Below are 15,937 nucleotides of genomic sequence, written 5' to 3'. Positions count from 1 at the left end.
TGACCTTTGGCAAGAAAAGCATGAATTTAACCATTGAAAATATATTATTAGTAGGCTCTATTTTACTTTTTATAAGTATTGTGGTCGGGAAGACCTCTTATAAGTTTGGGGTGCCTACCTTAATCCTTTTCTTGGCTATAGGAATGTTAGCGGGTTCTGATGGTATTGGAGGGATTCGATTTGATGATCCTAAATTAGCACAGTTTATAGGGATTGTTTCCCTTAACTTTATCCTCTTTTCGGGTGGTTTAGACACCAATTTTAAAGCCATTAAACCCATTCTGAAAGAGGGATTGATACTCTCTACATTGGGGGTTTTTCTAACCGCCGCAACCCTAGGTTTGTTTGTGTGGTTTGTTACAGATTTTACTATTTACGAAAGTATGCTGCTCGGTTCTATTGTGTCTTCTACAGATGCGGCCGCTGTATTTTCTATTTTACGATCTAAAAATTTAGCCTTAAAAACCAATTTAAGACCTACATTAGAACTAGAGAGTGGGAGTAATGATCCTATGGCTTATGTGCTCACTTTGGCGTGTTTAACCTTAGTGATTAACCAAGATGAGAGTATTTTTTCTATGGTGTTGTTGTTTTTCCAACAAATGATTTTAGGTGGGATACTAGGATTTGCCTTTGGAAAATTAAGCAAGATAATTATCAATAGAATTAAACTAGGATTCGAAGGTCTTTATCCGGTGCTAGCCATAGCAATGATGTTTATAACCTTTTCTGCGACCGATTTTGTAGGCGGAAATGGTTTTCTGGCCCTTTATATTTGTGCGGTCTACTTAGGGAATCAAGATTTAATTCATAAGTCCACCATCTTAAAAATGTTTGATGGTATTGCTTGGCTGATGCAAATTGTACTGTTCTTAACCTTAGGACTGCTCGTATTTCCGTCGCAAATAATTCCTTATATGGGCATTGGCTTACTGATTTCAGTATTCCTTATTTTGGTGGCAAGACCGGTTAGTGTTTTTATCAGTCTGATGTTTTTCAAAATGAAACTCAAAAGGCGCTTTTATATTTCGTGGGTAGGCTTACGTGGAGCAGTTCCTATTGTATTTGCAACCTATCCGTTATTAGCCGGAATAGATAAGGCCAATATGATTTTTAATATTGTCTTTTTTATCTCGGTGACCTCTATCTTAATTCAAGGAACCACCTTATCTATTTTTGCAAAATGGTTAAAAGTGGCACTTCCGGAGAAGGTTAAACCTATTGCAGAAAATGATCGGTATATTTTAAATCTTCCGAAATCTGCAATGGAAGAAGTGGCCATTCCTCCAAATAGTTTCGCGGTAGATAAACGTATTATAGATCTGCATTTACCACTTTCAGCATTTATTGTAATGATAAAACGAAACGATAAATTTGTAAGACCAGGCGGCTCAACCATTATTGAAGCGAACGATACCCTTGTTTTTCTTTTAGATAAAGAAGACAGTTTAAAAGAAGTACGAGAGATTCTTTTATTATCTTCTTAGGTATTGTATTTTTAAGCAGACTATAATCTGCGGCTTTTACACTAATTTTGTAGTCATTAATTAAAGCGTACCTTATGAAAAAGTTCATCATTTTAGTCCTCAGTCTGTATTGTTTTTGTGCTTGTGACGAGGCTACAGGCACGGATGACTACGAAAAAATTGATTGGAAAGCCCGCGTTGCAGCTCTGCCATCTTCAGAAGGCTTAGAACAAGGAACTTCTTATTTATCGGTATACTCACAAATTTACAGTTACACACAGCATAAGACGTATAACCTTACGGCAATGATTAGTATTAGGAATACCAGTGCTAAAGATAGCTTGTACTTATCTAAGGTGGCGTATTACGATACTCATGGGGTTTTATTAAAATCCTATATTGACCAACCGGCCTATTTGGTACCTATGGAAACCCTAGATATTGTGATTAATGAAAAGGATATTGCTGGGGGAACTGGAGGGAATTTTATTTTCGATTGGCAAATACCACAAGGAAGTCATGAACCTATTTTTGAAGGGGTGATGACGTCTACCTCAGGACAACAAGGTTTATCTTTTTTAACGCAATCCACAAGAATCGATTAATTACATCCGATATAATCGGGATTTTAAGATGAAAATTAGCCCGCTAAACTTTCCTATTATTTAAGAAATAATTCATTCTAAGAACTAAATGGAAGTCTTATTTTTGCGCCATGGTTTTAAGTCAATACACTAAAGAATTTCGATATAATCTAAAACTGGCCTCACCGGTTATGCTGGGTATGCTAGGTCATACCTTTGTTAGTTTTATTGATAATATTATGGTAGGCCAATTGGGAGCTGCAGAGTTAGCGGCAGTCTCTTTAGGGAATAGCTTTATTTTTATAGCCATGTCTCTAGGCATTGGGTTCTCTACGGCCATAACGCCGTTGGTTGCCGAAGCTGATTCCGAAAATAATTTTGACAAAGGAAAATCGGTATTTAAACACGGACTTTTTTTATGTACCGTTTTAGGGCTGATCTTGTTTGTCTGTTTGCTGTTTGCTAAACCTCTAATGTATGTAATGGATCAACCGGAAGAGGTGGTCGATTTGGCTATTCCTTATTTAGACTTGGTGGCCTTTTCATTAGTGCCCTTGATTGTCTTTCAGGCTTTTAAGCAGTTTAGTGATGGGCTTTCTTTAACCAAATATCCTATGTACGCCACTATTGTAGCCAATGTGCTTAATGTGGCTATAAACTACGTGCTTATTTTTGGAAAATTTGGTTGTCCTGAAATGGGGATTGTAGGGGCGGCTGTCGGAACCTTAGTGTCCCGTTTTGTTATGGTGGCCTATTTGTGGTGGTTATTGGCAAAACGAGATAAGTCTAAGGCTTATGTCACTCATATCAAGTTTTTCAGTTTAAGTAAACAACCCATGAAAAAATTGACCAATCTCGGTTTGCCTAGTGCCATGCAGATGTTTTTTGAAGTCGGAATTTTCACTGGAGCAATTTGGCTAAGTGGTACCTTAGGGGCCAATGCCCAAGCAGCAAATCAAATTGCCTTAAACTTATCTTCTATGACCTTTATGGTGGCTACAGGCCTAAGTGTGGCCGCTATGATCCGCGTTGGAAATCAAAAAGGATTGAAGGACTTTGTCGCTTTACGCCGTATTGCGGAATCTATTTTTATCGTAGGTTTTATTTTTGCAGTCCTTTTTGCGCTATTATTTGTCATTTTTCATAAAATGTTGCCTACGATGTATGTGGATTTAGACGATCCGGCTAATGCTGTTGATACTATGGAAGTGGTTTCAATTGCGGCAACCTTGTTATTAGCCGCTGCGGTATTTCAAATTACAGATAGTCTACAAGTGATAGCCTTAGGTGCTTTAAGAGGACTTCAGGATGTTAAAATACCAACCTTGATCACCTTTGTGTCTTATTGGGTTATTGGTTTTCCTATATGTTATTATCTAGGAAAAGCTGAAGCTTATGGCAGTCTTGGGATTTGGATTGGACTTATAGTAGGGCTCAGTGTTGCCGCTATTTTACTGTTTATAAGATTTCATTTATTAACCAAAAAACTCATCTTAAAAACAAGCCACTAATCCGCGAAAGCGTTACGTTAAGGCGATCTTGTAATATTAATCGATAGGCTCAATCAAAATCAATATATTTGTAGCCTAAGTTATAAATTAAGCGTTTGGCTTAAGACTTTAAATGTACCCTATGGAATTACCAAAATTTATACTAGGCGATAACACCGATTATCCAGAAGCAATATTTATCATTCATACTGAATTTCCACGCTTTATCATTAATCTTGAAAATGATGAGGTAGAATGGTTTGAAGAGTTTGATCAGCATGACGAAAAAGAATTAGAGACTGAAACTGAAAACTACATTCAGCAGGCTACGGATTTTTACGATAGAGAAATTGCCCGATACGACGATTAATGATAGAGCAGCTATTAGAATTAGATAAAACCCTATTCTTATATCTTAATAATTTAGGGACAGCATCTTGGGATGGGCTTTGGTTAGCCATAACCAACAAGTTATATTCTATCCCCTTATATGCCGTATTACTATTCTTAATATATAAAAAGTATGGGTGGAAAGCTTTATTACTCTTAGTGTTTGTAGTAGCGGGTATGATCACCTTTACAGACCAAATTACCAATCTTTTTAAAGATGGTTTTCAACGTCCAAGACCATGTAGAGCAGAAGGCATACAGGATCTTATGCGTTTTGTAGCGCCGCGATGTGGAAAATATGGCTTTTTCTCAGGGCATGCTTCTAATTCTATGGCTGTAGCCATATTTACAGGCTTATTATTAAGACCTTACTTTAAATACTTAATTATAGGATTGTTACTTTGGAGCTTAACCATTGCATACAGTCGTATTTATGTAGGCGTGCATTATCCTTTAGACCTTATTTGTGGTTTAACTTTTGGAGGTTTTGCAGGCTTCTTATTCTACAAACTTTATAAGTTTTTACTGAATAAATACGTGGCTTAAAGCCAATGTAACGTCTCGAGACTTATAAAAGCGCTTTTATTTTCTAGTAAGGAGATACATGTGGTTCACCAAACGGGCTCTATGATTATTACTCGAAAAGTTGAGGTCATAGCTATCTTTAAATTCAATAGTAAATAGCGTATTCAGTTCTTTAAACGCTTCAGGATCTAAGCTCGAGGTTAGGACTCTGAAGGTTTTTTCAGAAGGAACCATAAGCCCTTCTTCTGTTTTTAACGATGGAATTTTTTCGCCATAATTATAAATGGCTTCCGGCGATACACCACCTAAGCTATAAAGCGGAATAGTGTCGTTGGACAATTGCGACAGTGGTAAATAACTAGGTTGGCCTTGCAATTGTGCAAAAGGCAACGCTAAAAAACCTATACTCAGCATAAAACTTAGCGTAAGGTAGAAGGTCGCTTTTATATTTTTCTGCTTTAAAGTTTTAAAGATAAAGAATCCTATCACCAATAATACGGCACTAATCAGTATAAAACGCAGAAGCACTACACCGGTTAGAAAAGGGCCTAGACTAAAACCAATACACCAAAAGAGTAAAGCGATAAGGCCAATAAGTCCGAACTGAAAATAAACAGGAAACGTTTCTTTCTTAGTGGAAAGGTTTTTGAATTCCCGGATGAGATAGTTCACATAAAACCCAATGTTGATGGCCAAAGGGATGAGTACTGGCATTAAATAACGCGATTTTTTTTCTGGAATTAAAGAGAGTAAAATCACAGCGATAAGCGTCCACAATAAACTAAAACGGTAAGCTTTTAAATTGTTGACTCTGGTTTTTAAATACGGATAAAATAAACTGATAAGTGCAGGGACCGTCCAGATACCGCTTTGCACAAAAAAGCTCCAATAATAATAAAACGGTCGTACGTTATAGCTATGCCAATTTGAGGTTTCCCGTTCTGCTATGGCCATAAATGTAGCAGGATCGGCAGTTCTGACGTAGAGGTACCACCAACTTCCTAAGGTAATTCCGAAGACTAAAAGGCTTATTAATTTTAAAAAATGAAGCAGGTTTCCTTTAAATTTAAAGGCAATTCCATAAGCAATAACAAAAGGAAGGAATAAGACATATAAGGAAACAGGACCTTTAGATAATACAGATGCCGCAATAAATATCACAAAAAGAAGGCTTCTTATAAGCGGTGTTTTACCTTTTTGAAATAAAAAGAACAGTTGAACTAAAGCCATGAGCATAAAGCCATGGGTATAAATGTCCCATGTGGCTTCAATTGTAATTCCAATAATATAGAAAGACGTTAATGCTATAAATCCGTTAATTAAGCTGTGTGCTTTTGGTAATTCTAAGGCTTTTGATAAATAATAGATAGAAATACCAATGCTTGCTAAAAACAGAAGGGCTGGCCAGCGCAGGGCTAAAACAGAACCCATACCAAATAGGTAACCAAAACCAGCGGTAATCCAGGTTGGTAAGGGAGGCTTTTCATAGCGAGCATTGCCATTCATGGTGGTTAAGATCCAATTGTTATCCGTAAGCATTTCTCGTGCCGAAATAAAATTTCGAGCTTCCATAATACTTACCGGAATGGCATCTATGGTAAACCCAAGCATAATAATTACGAATAGTAATAAACTGAGAACGGGATATTTTTCTATCTGTTTAATCATCAGATTGTCTTATTAAATAGGCGTTACGGGCATAGATGACTAAGCCAAACAAATGCCCTATAAATAATACAGGATCTTTTCTAATTATGGCGTAAGTAAGGATTAATCCGGCGCCGACCAAGCTTAAAACCCAAAAGCCCATGGGTAGGGTAGAGGTTTGCTGACGTTCAGAATGAATCCATTGGTATACAAATCTTAAGGTAAATATGACTTGGGCTACAATCCCTAAAACCAATAACCAAGTTGGGATATTTTCATTTTGAAAAAGTAAATCGAGATCAATTTTATTATTGTTATAATAGAATATGACGATTAAAATGGGGATTGTAAAGAGCAGAATCTGTACAATTTTAGGAAACTTTTGCCATTGTTTCTGCAGTTGTAAATTTCTGATATAAATGTAATAGGTTAAACTCTGTCCTAACATGATGGCAAAGTCTAAACGCAAATACCCGTAAATAAAGAGTAAAAAAGAGGCGATGAGACTAAGGGTCCAAAAGGTGTTAGGAGTAATAACTTTACGTTGCTTCTCAGAAGTAATCCATTGGATTATAAGCCGTGAAGAAAATAAGATCTGAGCGATAAAGCCGATGCTATATATAATCCAATCTTTCAAAATGACGTCGTGGCTTTACTTGATTTGGAAATGTTGTAGTTGATATATTTTTTCTTCATCCATAAATACGCAAAACAATCCATTAAAGGACCTAACAGTCGGTTCCATAGTCCGAATTTTGCGGTACCTGCCATTCTTGGGAAATGTTGCACGGTGACCTGAATAACGCGTCCGTTTTGTAACATAATCATCGCCGGTAAAAAACGATGTAAACCTCTAAACATAGGAATACGTTTAGCATATTCTGTTTTTATGACCTTCAATGGGCAACCTGTATCATCCATACCATCATGTGTAAAGGCACGTCTAATTCCGTTAGCAATTTTTGAAGACATGTTCTTTACAAAAGAGTCTTTTCGGTTAGATCGGACACCGGTAACTAATTCATGCTCGCCAATATGCTCTAGAAGAATATTAAAATCTTCAGGTGCCGTTTGTAAATCAGAATCGATATAGCCTACCCATTCCGAGGTTACAGTATCGAAACCAGCTTTAATAGCTGCACTTAAACCTCTATTTTCTTTAAATAAAATGTATTCAAAATCAGGCTGACGGGCACAAATGGTTTCAATAAGTGCTTGACTATTGTCACTAGAACCATCATTAACAAATAAGATAGAGGTAGGGACAGAAGCGATTTTAAGGTAGTTAGAAAGTTCTGTTTCTACACGTTCAAGATTTTCTTCCTCATTATATACGGGAACGATGATGGTAAATTGATAGGTCATGCAATGTTAAGCTTTGTGGGCACAAAAATATTGTTTTTTTAGCTTAGAACATAAGTCTTACAGTTTAATGTCGCTTTATGTCTAAGACTTATAAAAATAAATGGTTTTATACGGTTTAAAAGTGATGCAGCTTATGTTGCTTGTATTTTAAAAGTATAAGGCCCGTAAAAAAATGAGTGGTTTACTTTTTTAGGTGAAAAGTGAAATGCGTATCGTGTGGTATAGGATACAAAAGTCGTTATGGCCAAGCGACGAGGCTTAACCTGCGTAACACAACACCCTGATGACTTGAATATTATTCAATCACATCAATTGGGACTTCTATAAGCGTATTGTCCCACGCCATGGTTAATTTAAGATGGCCTGTTTTATTATCAAAAGCAATGGTAAAACGTTCTACAGTAACATCTAGACTTTGTGCCGGTACAATAATCTCTAAGGCATCGTAATTAGGATCCCACATCGGTTCCATTTTCTCGTTAACTCCCCATTCATATTGTTTAGAGTTAAACATAACCTTCCATTGGTCTTTCATGGGTACCGTCCAAATGGTGTATTTTCCTCTCTTTAGTTCTATACCGTTAATTAAAAGGGGCTTATTGGTTTCAAAAGTCGTAGCTTCATTGGCTCCTGTTCTCCAAACTTCATCAAAAGGAACAAGCGCACCAAAAACAACACGATCGCGTTTGGAAGGACGGTTATATTCCACCGTTAAATCTAAATCGTTTAGCGTAATCTTCGCGGTATCTTTTGGACTTAAACGTGGAGAGAAAATATTTTCAACGTACACCGAATAAAGTAACAATCCTAAAGCTAAAATAGATAATAAGATAAGGAGGCGTTTTAGCATAATGTAAGTCTTAATGAGTTTTAATTTGAAATGATGACACAAACATAAGTATTCAATAATTAAAGATAATTCAAATCCCTAACTTTATGATAGCTACCTACTGAATTTTAAGTTTTTCTTATCATTCAGAAAATATTATGAGAATATCATAAGGCCTAATTTTATTGTAAACCATAATGTGTAATTTTGAGTTTGAAAATTTAAAACCATGACGCTGTCTCCTTTCGAACAATTTCTAAGCGCATTACCATCTCATGTGGTGCTTGAAGCCTTAGCGGATAAAAGTTCTATTATGCCTCTTAATTTATCCTTAACCAATACAGCTTTACAAACTGTAGATTTATCCTCGTCTAAAGCTCTAGAGGTTTATATATGGAATGAAATGGCACGTCAGCAAGCTAAAGTAGCTGTTGGGGGCTATTTAGAGCATCGAGGGCTTTACAGGCGAAGTACTTATTTTAAACCTTTAAATGATGCTACGGAAAGAAATATCCATTTAGGATTGGATGTATGGGCGGCAGTAGATACCCCGGTTTTGGCGCCTTTAAAAGGGAGTATTCATAGTTTTAACAATAACACCAATCATGGAGATTACGGACCAACGTTAATCCTAAAACACAAGATTGAAGGATTTGAGTTTTATACCTTATACGGTCATTTAAGTCTAGCATCTATGTCATCGTGGCGTGTGGGTGAGGTCGTAAACCAAGGTCAGCAAATAGGAAGTTTGGGAGCGGCAGAGGTTAATGGGGATTACCCTCCACATTTACACTTTCAAATTATAAGGGCTATTCAAGATTTTAAGGGCGATTATCCTGGGGTCAGTAATTTAAAAGACATTGCTTTTTATAAAGAAAACTGCCCTGATCCTAATTTGCTTTTAGGTTTAACCATGTAACAAATTAAAAGCAGGGCAGCTTATTTTGGCTTAGTTGAAGCGCTTTATCTTAATATTACTTTCTGAACTTTAGTCAGTGAACTATTACTGATTTGAACAGCATAGATACCACTTACTAATTGACTTACATCAATATATTGAGAGGTCTTATCAGATTGTAAAGATTGGGTACGGATTAATCGACCGTGTAAATCGTAAATGTTTAAGATTGAATGTTCTGGTAACTGCCCGCTAATTTCAATTTGTTTTTCATAATTATGAGTAACGATATTAACAGCATTTAAGGTTGTACTCACAATGCTCAGCGTATTCGTTGAAAATCTTAAATAAAAACGTCCTATACCATTAAGAGCCGTATTTGTAACTATAGTATAATCGCCAGCGGTAAGTAATGTAGACGTATTTTCTAAGGTATCGTCTAAATAAACAGCATACGTGTCAGGTAGTACAGATTCTGTTAGACTAAAAGTTATGGTTTGTGCGGCATTAGCATTGACACCAATAGGAATAGAGAGGTTAGATAAATTTGTATCGTCAATGGCTTGTATTGCCATAGGGTTACCCAAATTATCTTCAACTAAATTAGAATATATAGAAAAATTAGGGGCTGTATTTTTCCATACATTGGCATCATAACCCGGGTCTAAGCCAAGACTAGCATTTGGGTTAATATATAAAGCGGTTTGGTAGTTTTGAGACCCACTAGATAAACCTAATTTTAAATAGGTTAAAGTATCTTCAGAGTTTCTACCTTGAATAAAATCATCAGTAGTCCCTATGGTGCGCATGTCTTGCGTAAATTGTATATCTCCGGAAGTGACCACGTTTATATAAAACCCTTGCCCAGGTGTTATTGCAGTTGAAGATGATGTTGTTGCGAAATTATGTATCGTCCAACCATCTGCCTCGTATCCATCATAGCCATAAATTGCAGTAGAATTCTCATCCAATAATGCTGAATTTACATCTAAAAAGTCTAGAACTTTAATATAGCTCGGATAAGGATTTCCTATAAGGTTCCAGTGTGATAAACCTGCACTAGACACTGGTATGGTAACACTACCTGTTGCAGGAGTACCTGTAAAGATATAATTTCCATTGTCTGTAGAACCTGTACGGTAACCCATACCGGCAACTAAAGGATCTTCATAATTTGATGCATTGTAATGAATATAAGCATTATTTGCGGTATCAAAACCACCAAATAAATACGAGAATACACCATTAATATTTCCTGTTAAGATATTAGAATTCGCCGTACTAAAGTCTCCAAAGTTTTGGCCACCTAAAGGCGGACTAACCAAATCATTATCCCCTGTTGTGGCACCGCTACTAGCGGCGCTATTAATGTGTCTAGAATAATAGATTGTTCCTGTGAGGTCTCCATCAAGGATTAAGCTAGAATAGTTTGTACTGTTAGACTCTAATAATAGAGAATCTTCAATATTTAAAGTAACTCCATTTTCGATCGTTAAATTAGCTGTAGGGTTTACAATGATATTTGCACAATTAGTCGTCGTCGTTATAGTTGCGTTACCATATTCAACAATTATTTTGTCAAAAGTATTGGCAACACCGTTAGGGTCAGAAGGCGACCAGGCATCATCATATACATATTCAGTAACGACATTGACCACTTCATTGTAGAAGGGTTGAGCAGGTAAACTGTTGGTGTCATAAATAGCCGCAGATACTGCGGTGTTTAAACTTGCATAGGATAAGGTAATAGAGGAAGCAGAATCTAACACAACAGAAGGTGTAATTTCTATAGTAGAATCGGTTATAGTGATTTCGCTGATGCTTATAGGGGATCCATTATTTGTTAGATTAAATGATGACGTTGTCACTGTAGAATTTGAATCTATTGTAGGTAAAGAAGCATCTGTAAAAGGTACCGTAATCTTATTGGTTGAAGCCTCATAATGTAAGTTTTCTTTATCTAAAATAGGACCATAACCATCTGTTGCATTATAGAAGCCTTTATTTATTGCCGTATACCAACGTGAAGCAAAAATAGCCATGTCTCCATCCGATTTAAAATGTAAGGTATCGCCATCAGATAAATCAATATCGTAGGTCGCTGGTCCCATTAAAGCATTGTCATTAGTATTAATTACTGCAATTTGTCCTGCTCTAATGGCGTCGTTTCCTGAGTAGTTATTGTGTCCTATCTGACCAATCATGGTTTTTGTATCTGGGAAATCCGTTGCAATAGTATTTACAATAGTGGTAAGTCCTGTTTCGTAGTCAGATTGGGTAATGCTAGTGCTTGCATCGCTTTCCCCTTGGAAAAATAACACTCCGGCAACTTTACCACCAACGGCGTTAATACGTCTATGCATAGAACCATATAGAGTTGAAGTATCGGAATGATTGGTTGCAGGCTGCCAATCGTCTATACTTGTACCTCCTTTAGCCGTTGGTACAAAAGCTACAGGTACCGAAGAGTTAGCTAGTATGTTGGTTGCTACAATAGGCCATGGGGACCCCTTTGCCGAGCTGTCTGCACTTACACCATCGATTTGATTAGAATTACTATCTGTAGCATCCTCTAGGTTTTTCCAAACATCATCGTTACCAAAAAGAGTAGCTTTCAGTGAAGCATGGGTGTAAGAATTTAGGTTGTTACCTCTTCCTGAAGCATTACTTTGTCCTGCAATTACGTAAATATCTCCAATACCAACATTGTTAACAGAACTCGTTTTAGATGTGTCGTTAGTAAAACGCACATCTAGAGTGCCCTGTCCTACATTTTGATTTGCTAGCGTTCCAGTAAACTCACCGTTAGATGGGTTGGCATCTATAGTGACATAGTTCTCTCCATTAAAGCTAGCTTCAATAGCGGTCGGTGTACCTGTGTAGCTACCTGAAATTAAAATATCAGCAGTGTTAGATGAACTGCGTTGGATAATTTGATATTCATTAATATTGGTAATCGTTAATTCATCTTCAATTTCATAAAAACTTATGTCATCTACATAAGAGCCTGTAAAATAATTACCATAACCTCTTGTGTATTGTGTGGCTCCAGCAGACATATAGGTTGAATCGGTAATAGAAGTCAGTAGTGTAAAGGTTAAGCCATCATCAGAATATTCAAAAGTGAGGGTGCTTCCATTTATAGTAGCTCTATACCACCTTGAGACATTAACACCAATAGCAGCTAAACTAATAGTTGAAAGTATTGTATAATCAGTAGCATTAGATCTATAAATACGCATATCATTTTGTATTGGATTTGCTTGAAACAGGTAGCCTTTCAGAGATCCAGGATTTCGACTATTCTCTCCATGACCTCTTAAAATGAATCCAGAACGGCCGGCGGTCTCATAGGTTTCTTTCCAAGTTACAGAATAATTGGTGGATGTTGGAAATAAATCTAAAGTAAAAGATGCTGTGTTGGCTTCGGTAGAAGATAAAACCGTCATCGTCTGTGTTCGATTAGTGTCGGCATTAACTTCAAAAGTACCGTTGTTCGAAGTTACATTGTTGGGAGGACTCCCTGGAGTATCAGATTCAAAAGTGTAGGTTTGAGAATTAGAGTGAAGTGTAATTCCTAAAGTTACTACTATAGTAAGTAGGTAATGAGATAGTTTAAAAGGCATTGGTCTTATAAATTTTAGAATATAAGCAAGCGAAAGTAAAAAAACGGTCAACATTTTAACCCTAAAATGCAATTAGATTTTAGGGTAATTTATAAGTTTATTTTAACGGTTTGAATATGAGTCTTTTCGTGAAAGAGAAAAGATTCTTAAATTCATACGAAAAGTCTCTGCCTATCTAGGGTTAAGTTTAATTTAAGGTTGGGTATATTATAATTTTTACAACCTATTTAGGGATGTATTTTATTCTAGCTTTTTATAAAGAAAACTGCCCTGATCCTAATTTGCTTTTAGACATTTAAAACTGAAGTTGTTTTTTAGCAAGACTCTTGCCTAAGAAAAACCCGAGTAGGGCCAATGAACCATCAGACAGTGTAAACCAAAATTCTTTAGGTAACATTATAATATTAGATAAAGTGGCGAAAAGCATCATAATTCCCACAATATAACTGGGAATTATGCTTTTTTTCGAAATTTTAGCCGCTACAAACATTCCTACAATGATGCCTATAAAATGCGCGAGAACAACACAAATTTTCATGCCCACCGGAATTTCGTGCATATGGGTGCTTAACCATTCCATATTTAAAGGATCTGCACCATGAGGTAACGGAAAAAGATGATGTCCGATAAGGCTCTCAATAACATAGACCGTTAATGAAGCGGAGATCAGCCCGATAATAGTGGCAGCAATAGATCTTAACATACTTCTATAGTTTTTTTTGCTAGGTTTAAATGAGCAAAGCTTATAAAGTGTCTTTGAGCCATTTAAAGAACTCACGTTGCCAAACTAAAGCATTTTGAGGTTTCAAAACCCAGTGATTTTCATTTGGAAAGTAAAGAAGTTTACTTTTAAGTCCTAATAATTGAGCGGCTTGATAAGCACTTAAACCTTGTTCTATAGGGACTCTAAAATCTTTACCACCTTGGATAATTAGTATTGGGGTATCCCAATTTTGAACTTTGGTTATTGGGTTAAACGTGTTGTACGTTTTTTGTGCTTCTTTATTGGACTGGTCCCAATACGGACCACCGAAATCATGATTTACAAAGAATAATTCTTCAGTAGTACCATACATACTACGCGTGTCAAAAACACCATCATGAGCAATAAAGGATTTAAATCTGTTGTTATGCATTCCGGCTAAATAAAAGACAGAATAACCACCAAAACTAGCTCCAATTGCGGCTAGGCGGTTGGCATCTACATAGGGTTCCTTAGCTATAGCGTCAATAGCACTTAAATAATCGTCCATAACTTGTCCGCCCCAGTCTTTACTAATAGCTTCATTCCATTGTACACCATGTCCTTGCATACCACGACGGTTTGGAGCAACAACAATATAGCCTTGAGAAGCCATGAGTTGAAAATTCCAACGATAAGAATAAAACTGCGATAGGGGAGATTGGGGACCACCCTGAGCATAGAGTAAGGTTGGGTATTTCTTAGTGGCATCAAAGTTTGGCGGTAGCACCACCCATACTAACATTTGCTTTCCGTCCGTCGTTGTAACGTAACGCTTCTCTACGGTTGGTAAATCAACCTTTGCATATAAATCTTTATTAATGGCGGTGAGTTGCGTAAACGTTTCTTTTTTTAGATTGAAACTATAAATGTCTGCGGCATGATTCATGTCAGTTCGTGTCACCAAAAGTGTCTGATCTTTTTGCGCAACAATACTAGTGACATCAAATGGTCCTTTAGATAGTTGAGTAACTACCGGAGCCATTCGCTTTCGGCCCGGATAATTGACCTTAAAGAGTTGAATAGTGCCCTCTGTAGCTGCTGTGAAATAAATACTTTCTCCGTCCTGACTCCAAAGAAAACTTCTAACGGACTCATCCCAGTTTGCGGTTAAATTTTGTTTGATGCCTTGATGTAAAACAATAAGGTCGTTTTTGTCACTTTCGTAACCGTCGGTTGACATCTGTAACCACGCTAGGGCACCTTTAGAAGAAAAGGCAGGAGCTGTATCATAACCTTTATTTCCTTCGGTAATATTTTCAGTAGTTTTAGTTTCTATATCGTATTTGTAAATATCTGTGTTGGTGCTTGTGGCATAATCTTTTCCCTTTAGTTTTTTACTTACATAGTAAATCGATTTACTATCAGGTGCCCAAATATAGTCTTCATCACCACCAAAAGGACGTTGTGGCGTATGGTAAGGTTCATTAGGCATAATATCAATTCCCGAAGCTTTTTCGTCTTCTAATGATTTATAAAATACATGGTTGTATTTTCCTTCTTGCCACGTATCCCAATGACGAATATCTAAATCGGAAAAGATATAAACTTCAGCATCTTTAAGGTCTGAATAGACCTCATTCCCTTTTATCGCTTCTAGTGCCACCTCTTTATGAAATAGCTGATATTGTCCATCTGGTGAAATGTTCATATCCTTAACAGACATGGCGTCCTTTTTAATTTCTATAAGAGCACCCGTAGCAAGTGTCATTTTATAGTATTTAGCGTCAAAACCATTGGTGCTGATATTTGGTGTTTTAACAGTAAAGAATAGTTCCGTTTCGGCTTCGTTTAGGCCGTTAACACTAAGGCGTTCTACCTGCCAAAGTAATTCTGGAGTCATGGTGTTTTGTGCGTTAACTAAGGTGCTGCTTAACATAAGGGCTATTATTAGGACGATATTTTTCATTAGGAATGGGTATTTATAACTTGAAAAAGAAGCAGATTTTAGGTTTTAAAGGTGCTTATTTTTGTGTCGTTTTCTGAATTGTAAATTTAAGAATTTTCTTTTTGATAAAGTTGAATGTTGAGGTTTATGCTTTTTTTGTTTGCGGGTTTGTAGGTCAGATGGGTTGTGCTAGAAATGTACCCAGAACGAGGTTTGTAAAAAAGCTTCTCGATACAAAATCTCTGAAAAACGAGATTTCACTCGAAGTGACGTTGAGGTTTAATTTGTGTTCTTTCGTCAGTTCGAGTGTTTCGAGTGAGTGAGAAATGTATCGAGAACCATGAGAGGTAGAATGCTTCTCGATACAAAATCTCTGAAAAACGAGATTTCACTCGAAGTGACGTTGAGGTTTAATTTGTGTTCTTTCGTCAGTTCGAGTGTTTCGAGTGCAGGATAAACGTATCGATAACCCTGAGTGGTAGAAAAG

General features: G+C 36.7%; 13 protein-coding genes. 6 read left to right on the top strand and 7 right to left on the bottom strand.

Features of this window, described 5'->3' with window-relative positions:
* Nucleotides 1-20: 20 nt before the first annotated feature.
* From ACFQ13_RS11295 to ACFQ13_RS11275, 5 genes are all read left to right on the top strand, one after another.
* On the top strand, nucleotides 21-1,487 hold the full coding sequence (locus ACFQ13_RS11295; protein WP_386117373.1) for a potassium/proton antiporter: 1,467 nt from the start codon (nucleotides 21-23) through the stop codon (nucleotides 1,485-1,487).
* A gap of 74 nt (nucleotides 1,488-1,561) precedes the next feature.
* Nucleotides 1,562-2,071 (top strand): DUF3124 domain-containing protein, encoded by a 510-nt coding sequence (locus ACFQ13_RS11290; protein WP_386117370.1) that lies wholly within the window; start codon nucleotides 1,562-1,564, stop codon nucleotides 2,069-2,071.
* 110 nt (nucleotides 2,072-2,181) lie between these two features.
* On the top strand, nucleotides 2,182-3,561 hold the full coding sequence (locus ACFQ13_RS11285) for an MATE family efflux transporter (protein WP_386117367.1): 1,380 nt from the start codon (nucleotides 2,182-2,184) through the stop codon (nucleotides 3,559-3,561).
* 121 nt (nucleotides 3,562-3,682) lie between these two features.
* Nucleotides 3,683-3,910, top strand: coding sequence for a hypothetical protein (locus ACFQ13_RS11280; protein WP_114310042.1), 228 nt, complete (start codon nucleotides 3,683-3,685; stop codon nucleotides 3,908-3,910).
* Nucleotides 3,910-4,476, top strand: coding sequence for a phosphatase PAP2 family protein (locus ACFQ13_RS11275; protein WP_386117365.1), 567 nt, complete (start codon nucleotides 3,910-3,912; stop codon nucleotides 4,474-4,476). Before ACFQ13_RS11280 ends, ACFQ13_RS11275 begins: the two co-directional genes overlap by 1 nt.
* Nucleotides 4,477-4,512: 36 nt before the next feature.
* Here ACFQ13_RS11275 and ACFQ13_RS11270 read toward each other — a convergent pair whose 3' ends face one another.
* The 4 genes from ACFQ13_RS11270 to ACFQ13_RS11255 form a co-directional block, all read right to left on the bottom strand.
* Nucleotides 4,513-6,123 (bottom strand): ArnT family glycosyltransferase, encoded by a 1,611-nt coding sequence (locus tag ACFQ13_RS11270; RefSeq protein ID WP_386117363.1) that lies wholly within the window; start codon nucleotides 6,121-6,123, stop codon nucleotides 4,513-4,515.
* The gene (locus tag ACFQ13_RS11265) at nucleotides 6,116-6,739 is read right to left on the bottom strand and encodes a lipid-A-disaccharide synthase N-terminal domain-containing protein (RefSeq protein WP_114310039.1); all 624 of its coding nucleotides are present in this window, start codon (nucleotides 6,737-6,739) and stop codon (nucleotides 6,116-6,118) included. Before ACFQ13_RS11265 ends, ACFQ13_RS11270 begins: the two co-directional genes overlap by 8 nt.
* Nucleotides 6,736-7,467: a glycosyltransferase family 2 protein gene (locus tag ACFQ13_RS11260; protein WP_386117360.1), complete on the bottom strand. Its 732-nt coding sequence runs from the start codon at nucleotides 7,465-7,467 to the stop codon at nucleotides 6,736-6,738. The genes ACFQ13_RS11265 and ACFQ13_RS11260 overlap by 4 nt, the downstream gene beginning before the upstream one ends.
* Nucleotides 7,468-7,762: 295 nt before the next feature.
* Nucleotides 7,763-8,317, bottom strand: coding sequence for a DUF2911 domain-containing protein (locus ACFQ13_RS11255; RefSeq protein ID WP_114310037.1), 555 nt, complete (start codon nucleotides 8,315-8,317; stop codon nucleotides 7,763-7,765).
* 208 nt (nucleotides 8,318-8,525) lie between these two features.
* Here ACFQ13_RS11255 and ACFQ13_RS11250 point away from each other — a divergent pair, with 208 nt between their 5' ends.
* Nucleotides 8,526-9,215, top strand: a complete 690-nt coding sequence (locus tag ACFQ13_RS11250) for a peptidoglycan DD-metalloendopeptidase family protein (protein ID WP_386117358.1) — start codon at nucleotides 8,526-8,528, stop codon at nucleotides 9,213-9,215.
* 44 nt (nucleotides 9,216-9,259) lie between these two features.
* On the opposite strand, the gene ACFQ13_RS11245 is transcribed toward ACFQ13_RS11250, so the two are convergent.
* The 3 genes from ACFQ13_RS11245 to ACFQ13_RS11235 all read right to left on the bottom strand — a co-directional run bounded on the left by ACFQ13_RS11245 (nucleotide 9,260) and on the right by ACFQ13_RS11235 (nucleotide 15,471).
* Entirely contained in the window at nucleotides 9,260-12,820 is a 3,561-nt protein-coding gene (locus tag ACFQ13_RS11245; protein WP_386117356.1) for a sialate O-acetylesterase, read from the bottom strand.
* Between the two features lie 295 nt (nucleotides 12,821-13,115).
* Nucleotides 13,116-13,523 (bottom strand): hypothetical protein, encoded by a 408-nt coding sequence (locus ACFQ13_RS11240; RefSeq protein WP_386117354.1) that lies wholly within the window; start codon nucleotides 13,521-13,523, stop codon nucleotides 13,116-13,118.
* 40 nt (nucleotides 13,524-13,563) lie between these two features.
* Nucleotides 13,564-15,471, bottom strand: coding sequence for a S9 family peptidase (locus tag ACFQ13_RS11235; protein WP_386117353.1), 1,908 nt, complete (start codon nucleotides 15,469-15,471; stop codon nucleotides 13,564-13,566).
* Nucleotides 15,472-15,937: the final 466 nt, after the last annotated feature.

The sequence above is a fragment of the Winogradskyella rapida genome (assembly GCF_042675845.1).
Lineage (GTDB): Bacteria > Bacteroidota > Bacteroidia > Flavobacteriales > Flavobacteriaceae > Winogradskyella > Winogradskyella rapida.
Note: the sequence above shows the minus strand (reverse complement) of the source record. Positions and strands in the feature narration are given on the sequence as shown.

Excerpts from the sequence above, each read along its gene's own strand:
- ACFQ13_RS11295 (WP_386117373.1), top strand. The coding sequence starts at position 21 with ATGAATTTAACCATTGAAAATATATTATTAGTAGGCTCTATTTTACTT.
- ACFQ13_RS11290 (WP_386117370.1), top strand. The coding sequence starts at position 1,562 with ATGAAAAAGTTCATCATTTTAGTCCTCAGTCTGTATTGTTTTTGTGCT.
- ACFQ13_RS11285 (WP_386117367.1), top strand. The coding sequence starts at position 2,182 with ATGGTTTTAAGTCAATACACTAAAGAATTTCGATATAATCTAAAACTG.
- ACFQ13_RS11280 (WP_114310042.1), top strand. The coding sequence starts at position 3,683 with ATGGAATTACCAAAATTTATACTAGGCGATAACACCGATTATCCAGAA.
- ACFQ13_RS11275 (WP_386117365.1), top strand. The coding sequence starts at position 3,910 with ATGATAGAGCAGCTATTAGAATTAGATAAAACCCTATTCTTATATCTT.
- ACFQ13_RS11270 (WP_386117363.1), bottom strand. The coding sequence starts at position 6,123 with ATGATTAAACAGATAGAAAAATATCCCGTTCTCAGTTTATTACTATTC.
- ACFQ13_RS11260 (WP_386117360.1), bottom strand. The coding sequence starts at position 7,467 with ATGACCTATCAATTTACCATCATCGTTCCCGTATATAATGAGGAAGAA.
- ACFQ13_RS11255 (WP_114310037.1), bottom strand. The coding sequence starts at position 8,317 with ATGCTAAAACGCCTCCTTATCTTATTATCTATTTTAGCTTTAGGATTG.
- ACFQ13_RS11250 (WP_386117358.1), top strand. The coding sequence starts at position 8,526 with ATGACGCTGTCTCCTTTCGAACAATTTCTAAGCGCATTACCATCTCAT.
- ACFQ13_RS11245 (WP_386117356.1), bottom strand. The coding sequence starts at position 12,820 with ATGCCTTTTAAACTATCTCATTACCTACTTACTATAGTAGTAACTTTA.
- ACFQ13_RS11240 (WP_386117354.1), bottom strand. The coding sequence starts at position 13,523 with ATGTTAAGATCTATTGCTGCCACTATTATCGGGCTGATCTCCGCTTCA.
- ACFQ13_RS11235 (WP_386117353.1), bottom strand. The coding sequence starts at position 15,471 with ATGAAAAATATCGTCCTAATAATAGCCCTTATGTTAAGCAGCACCTTA.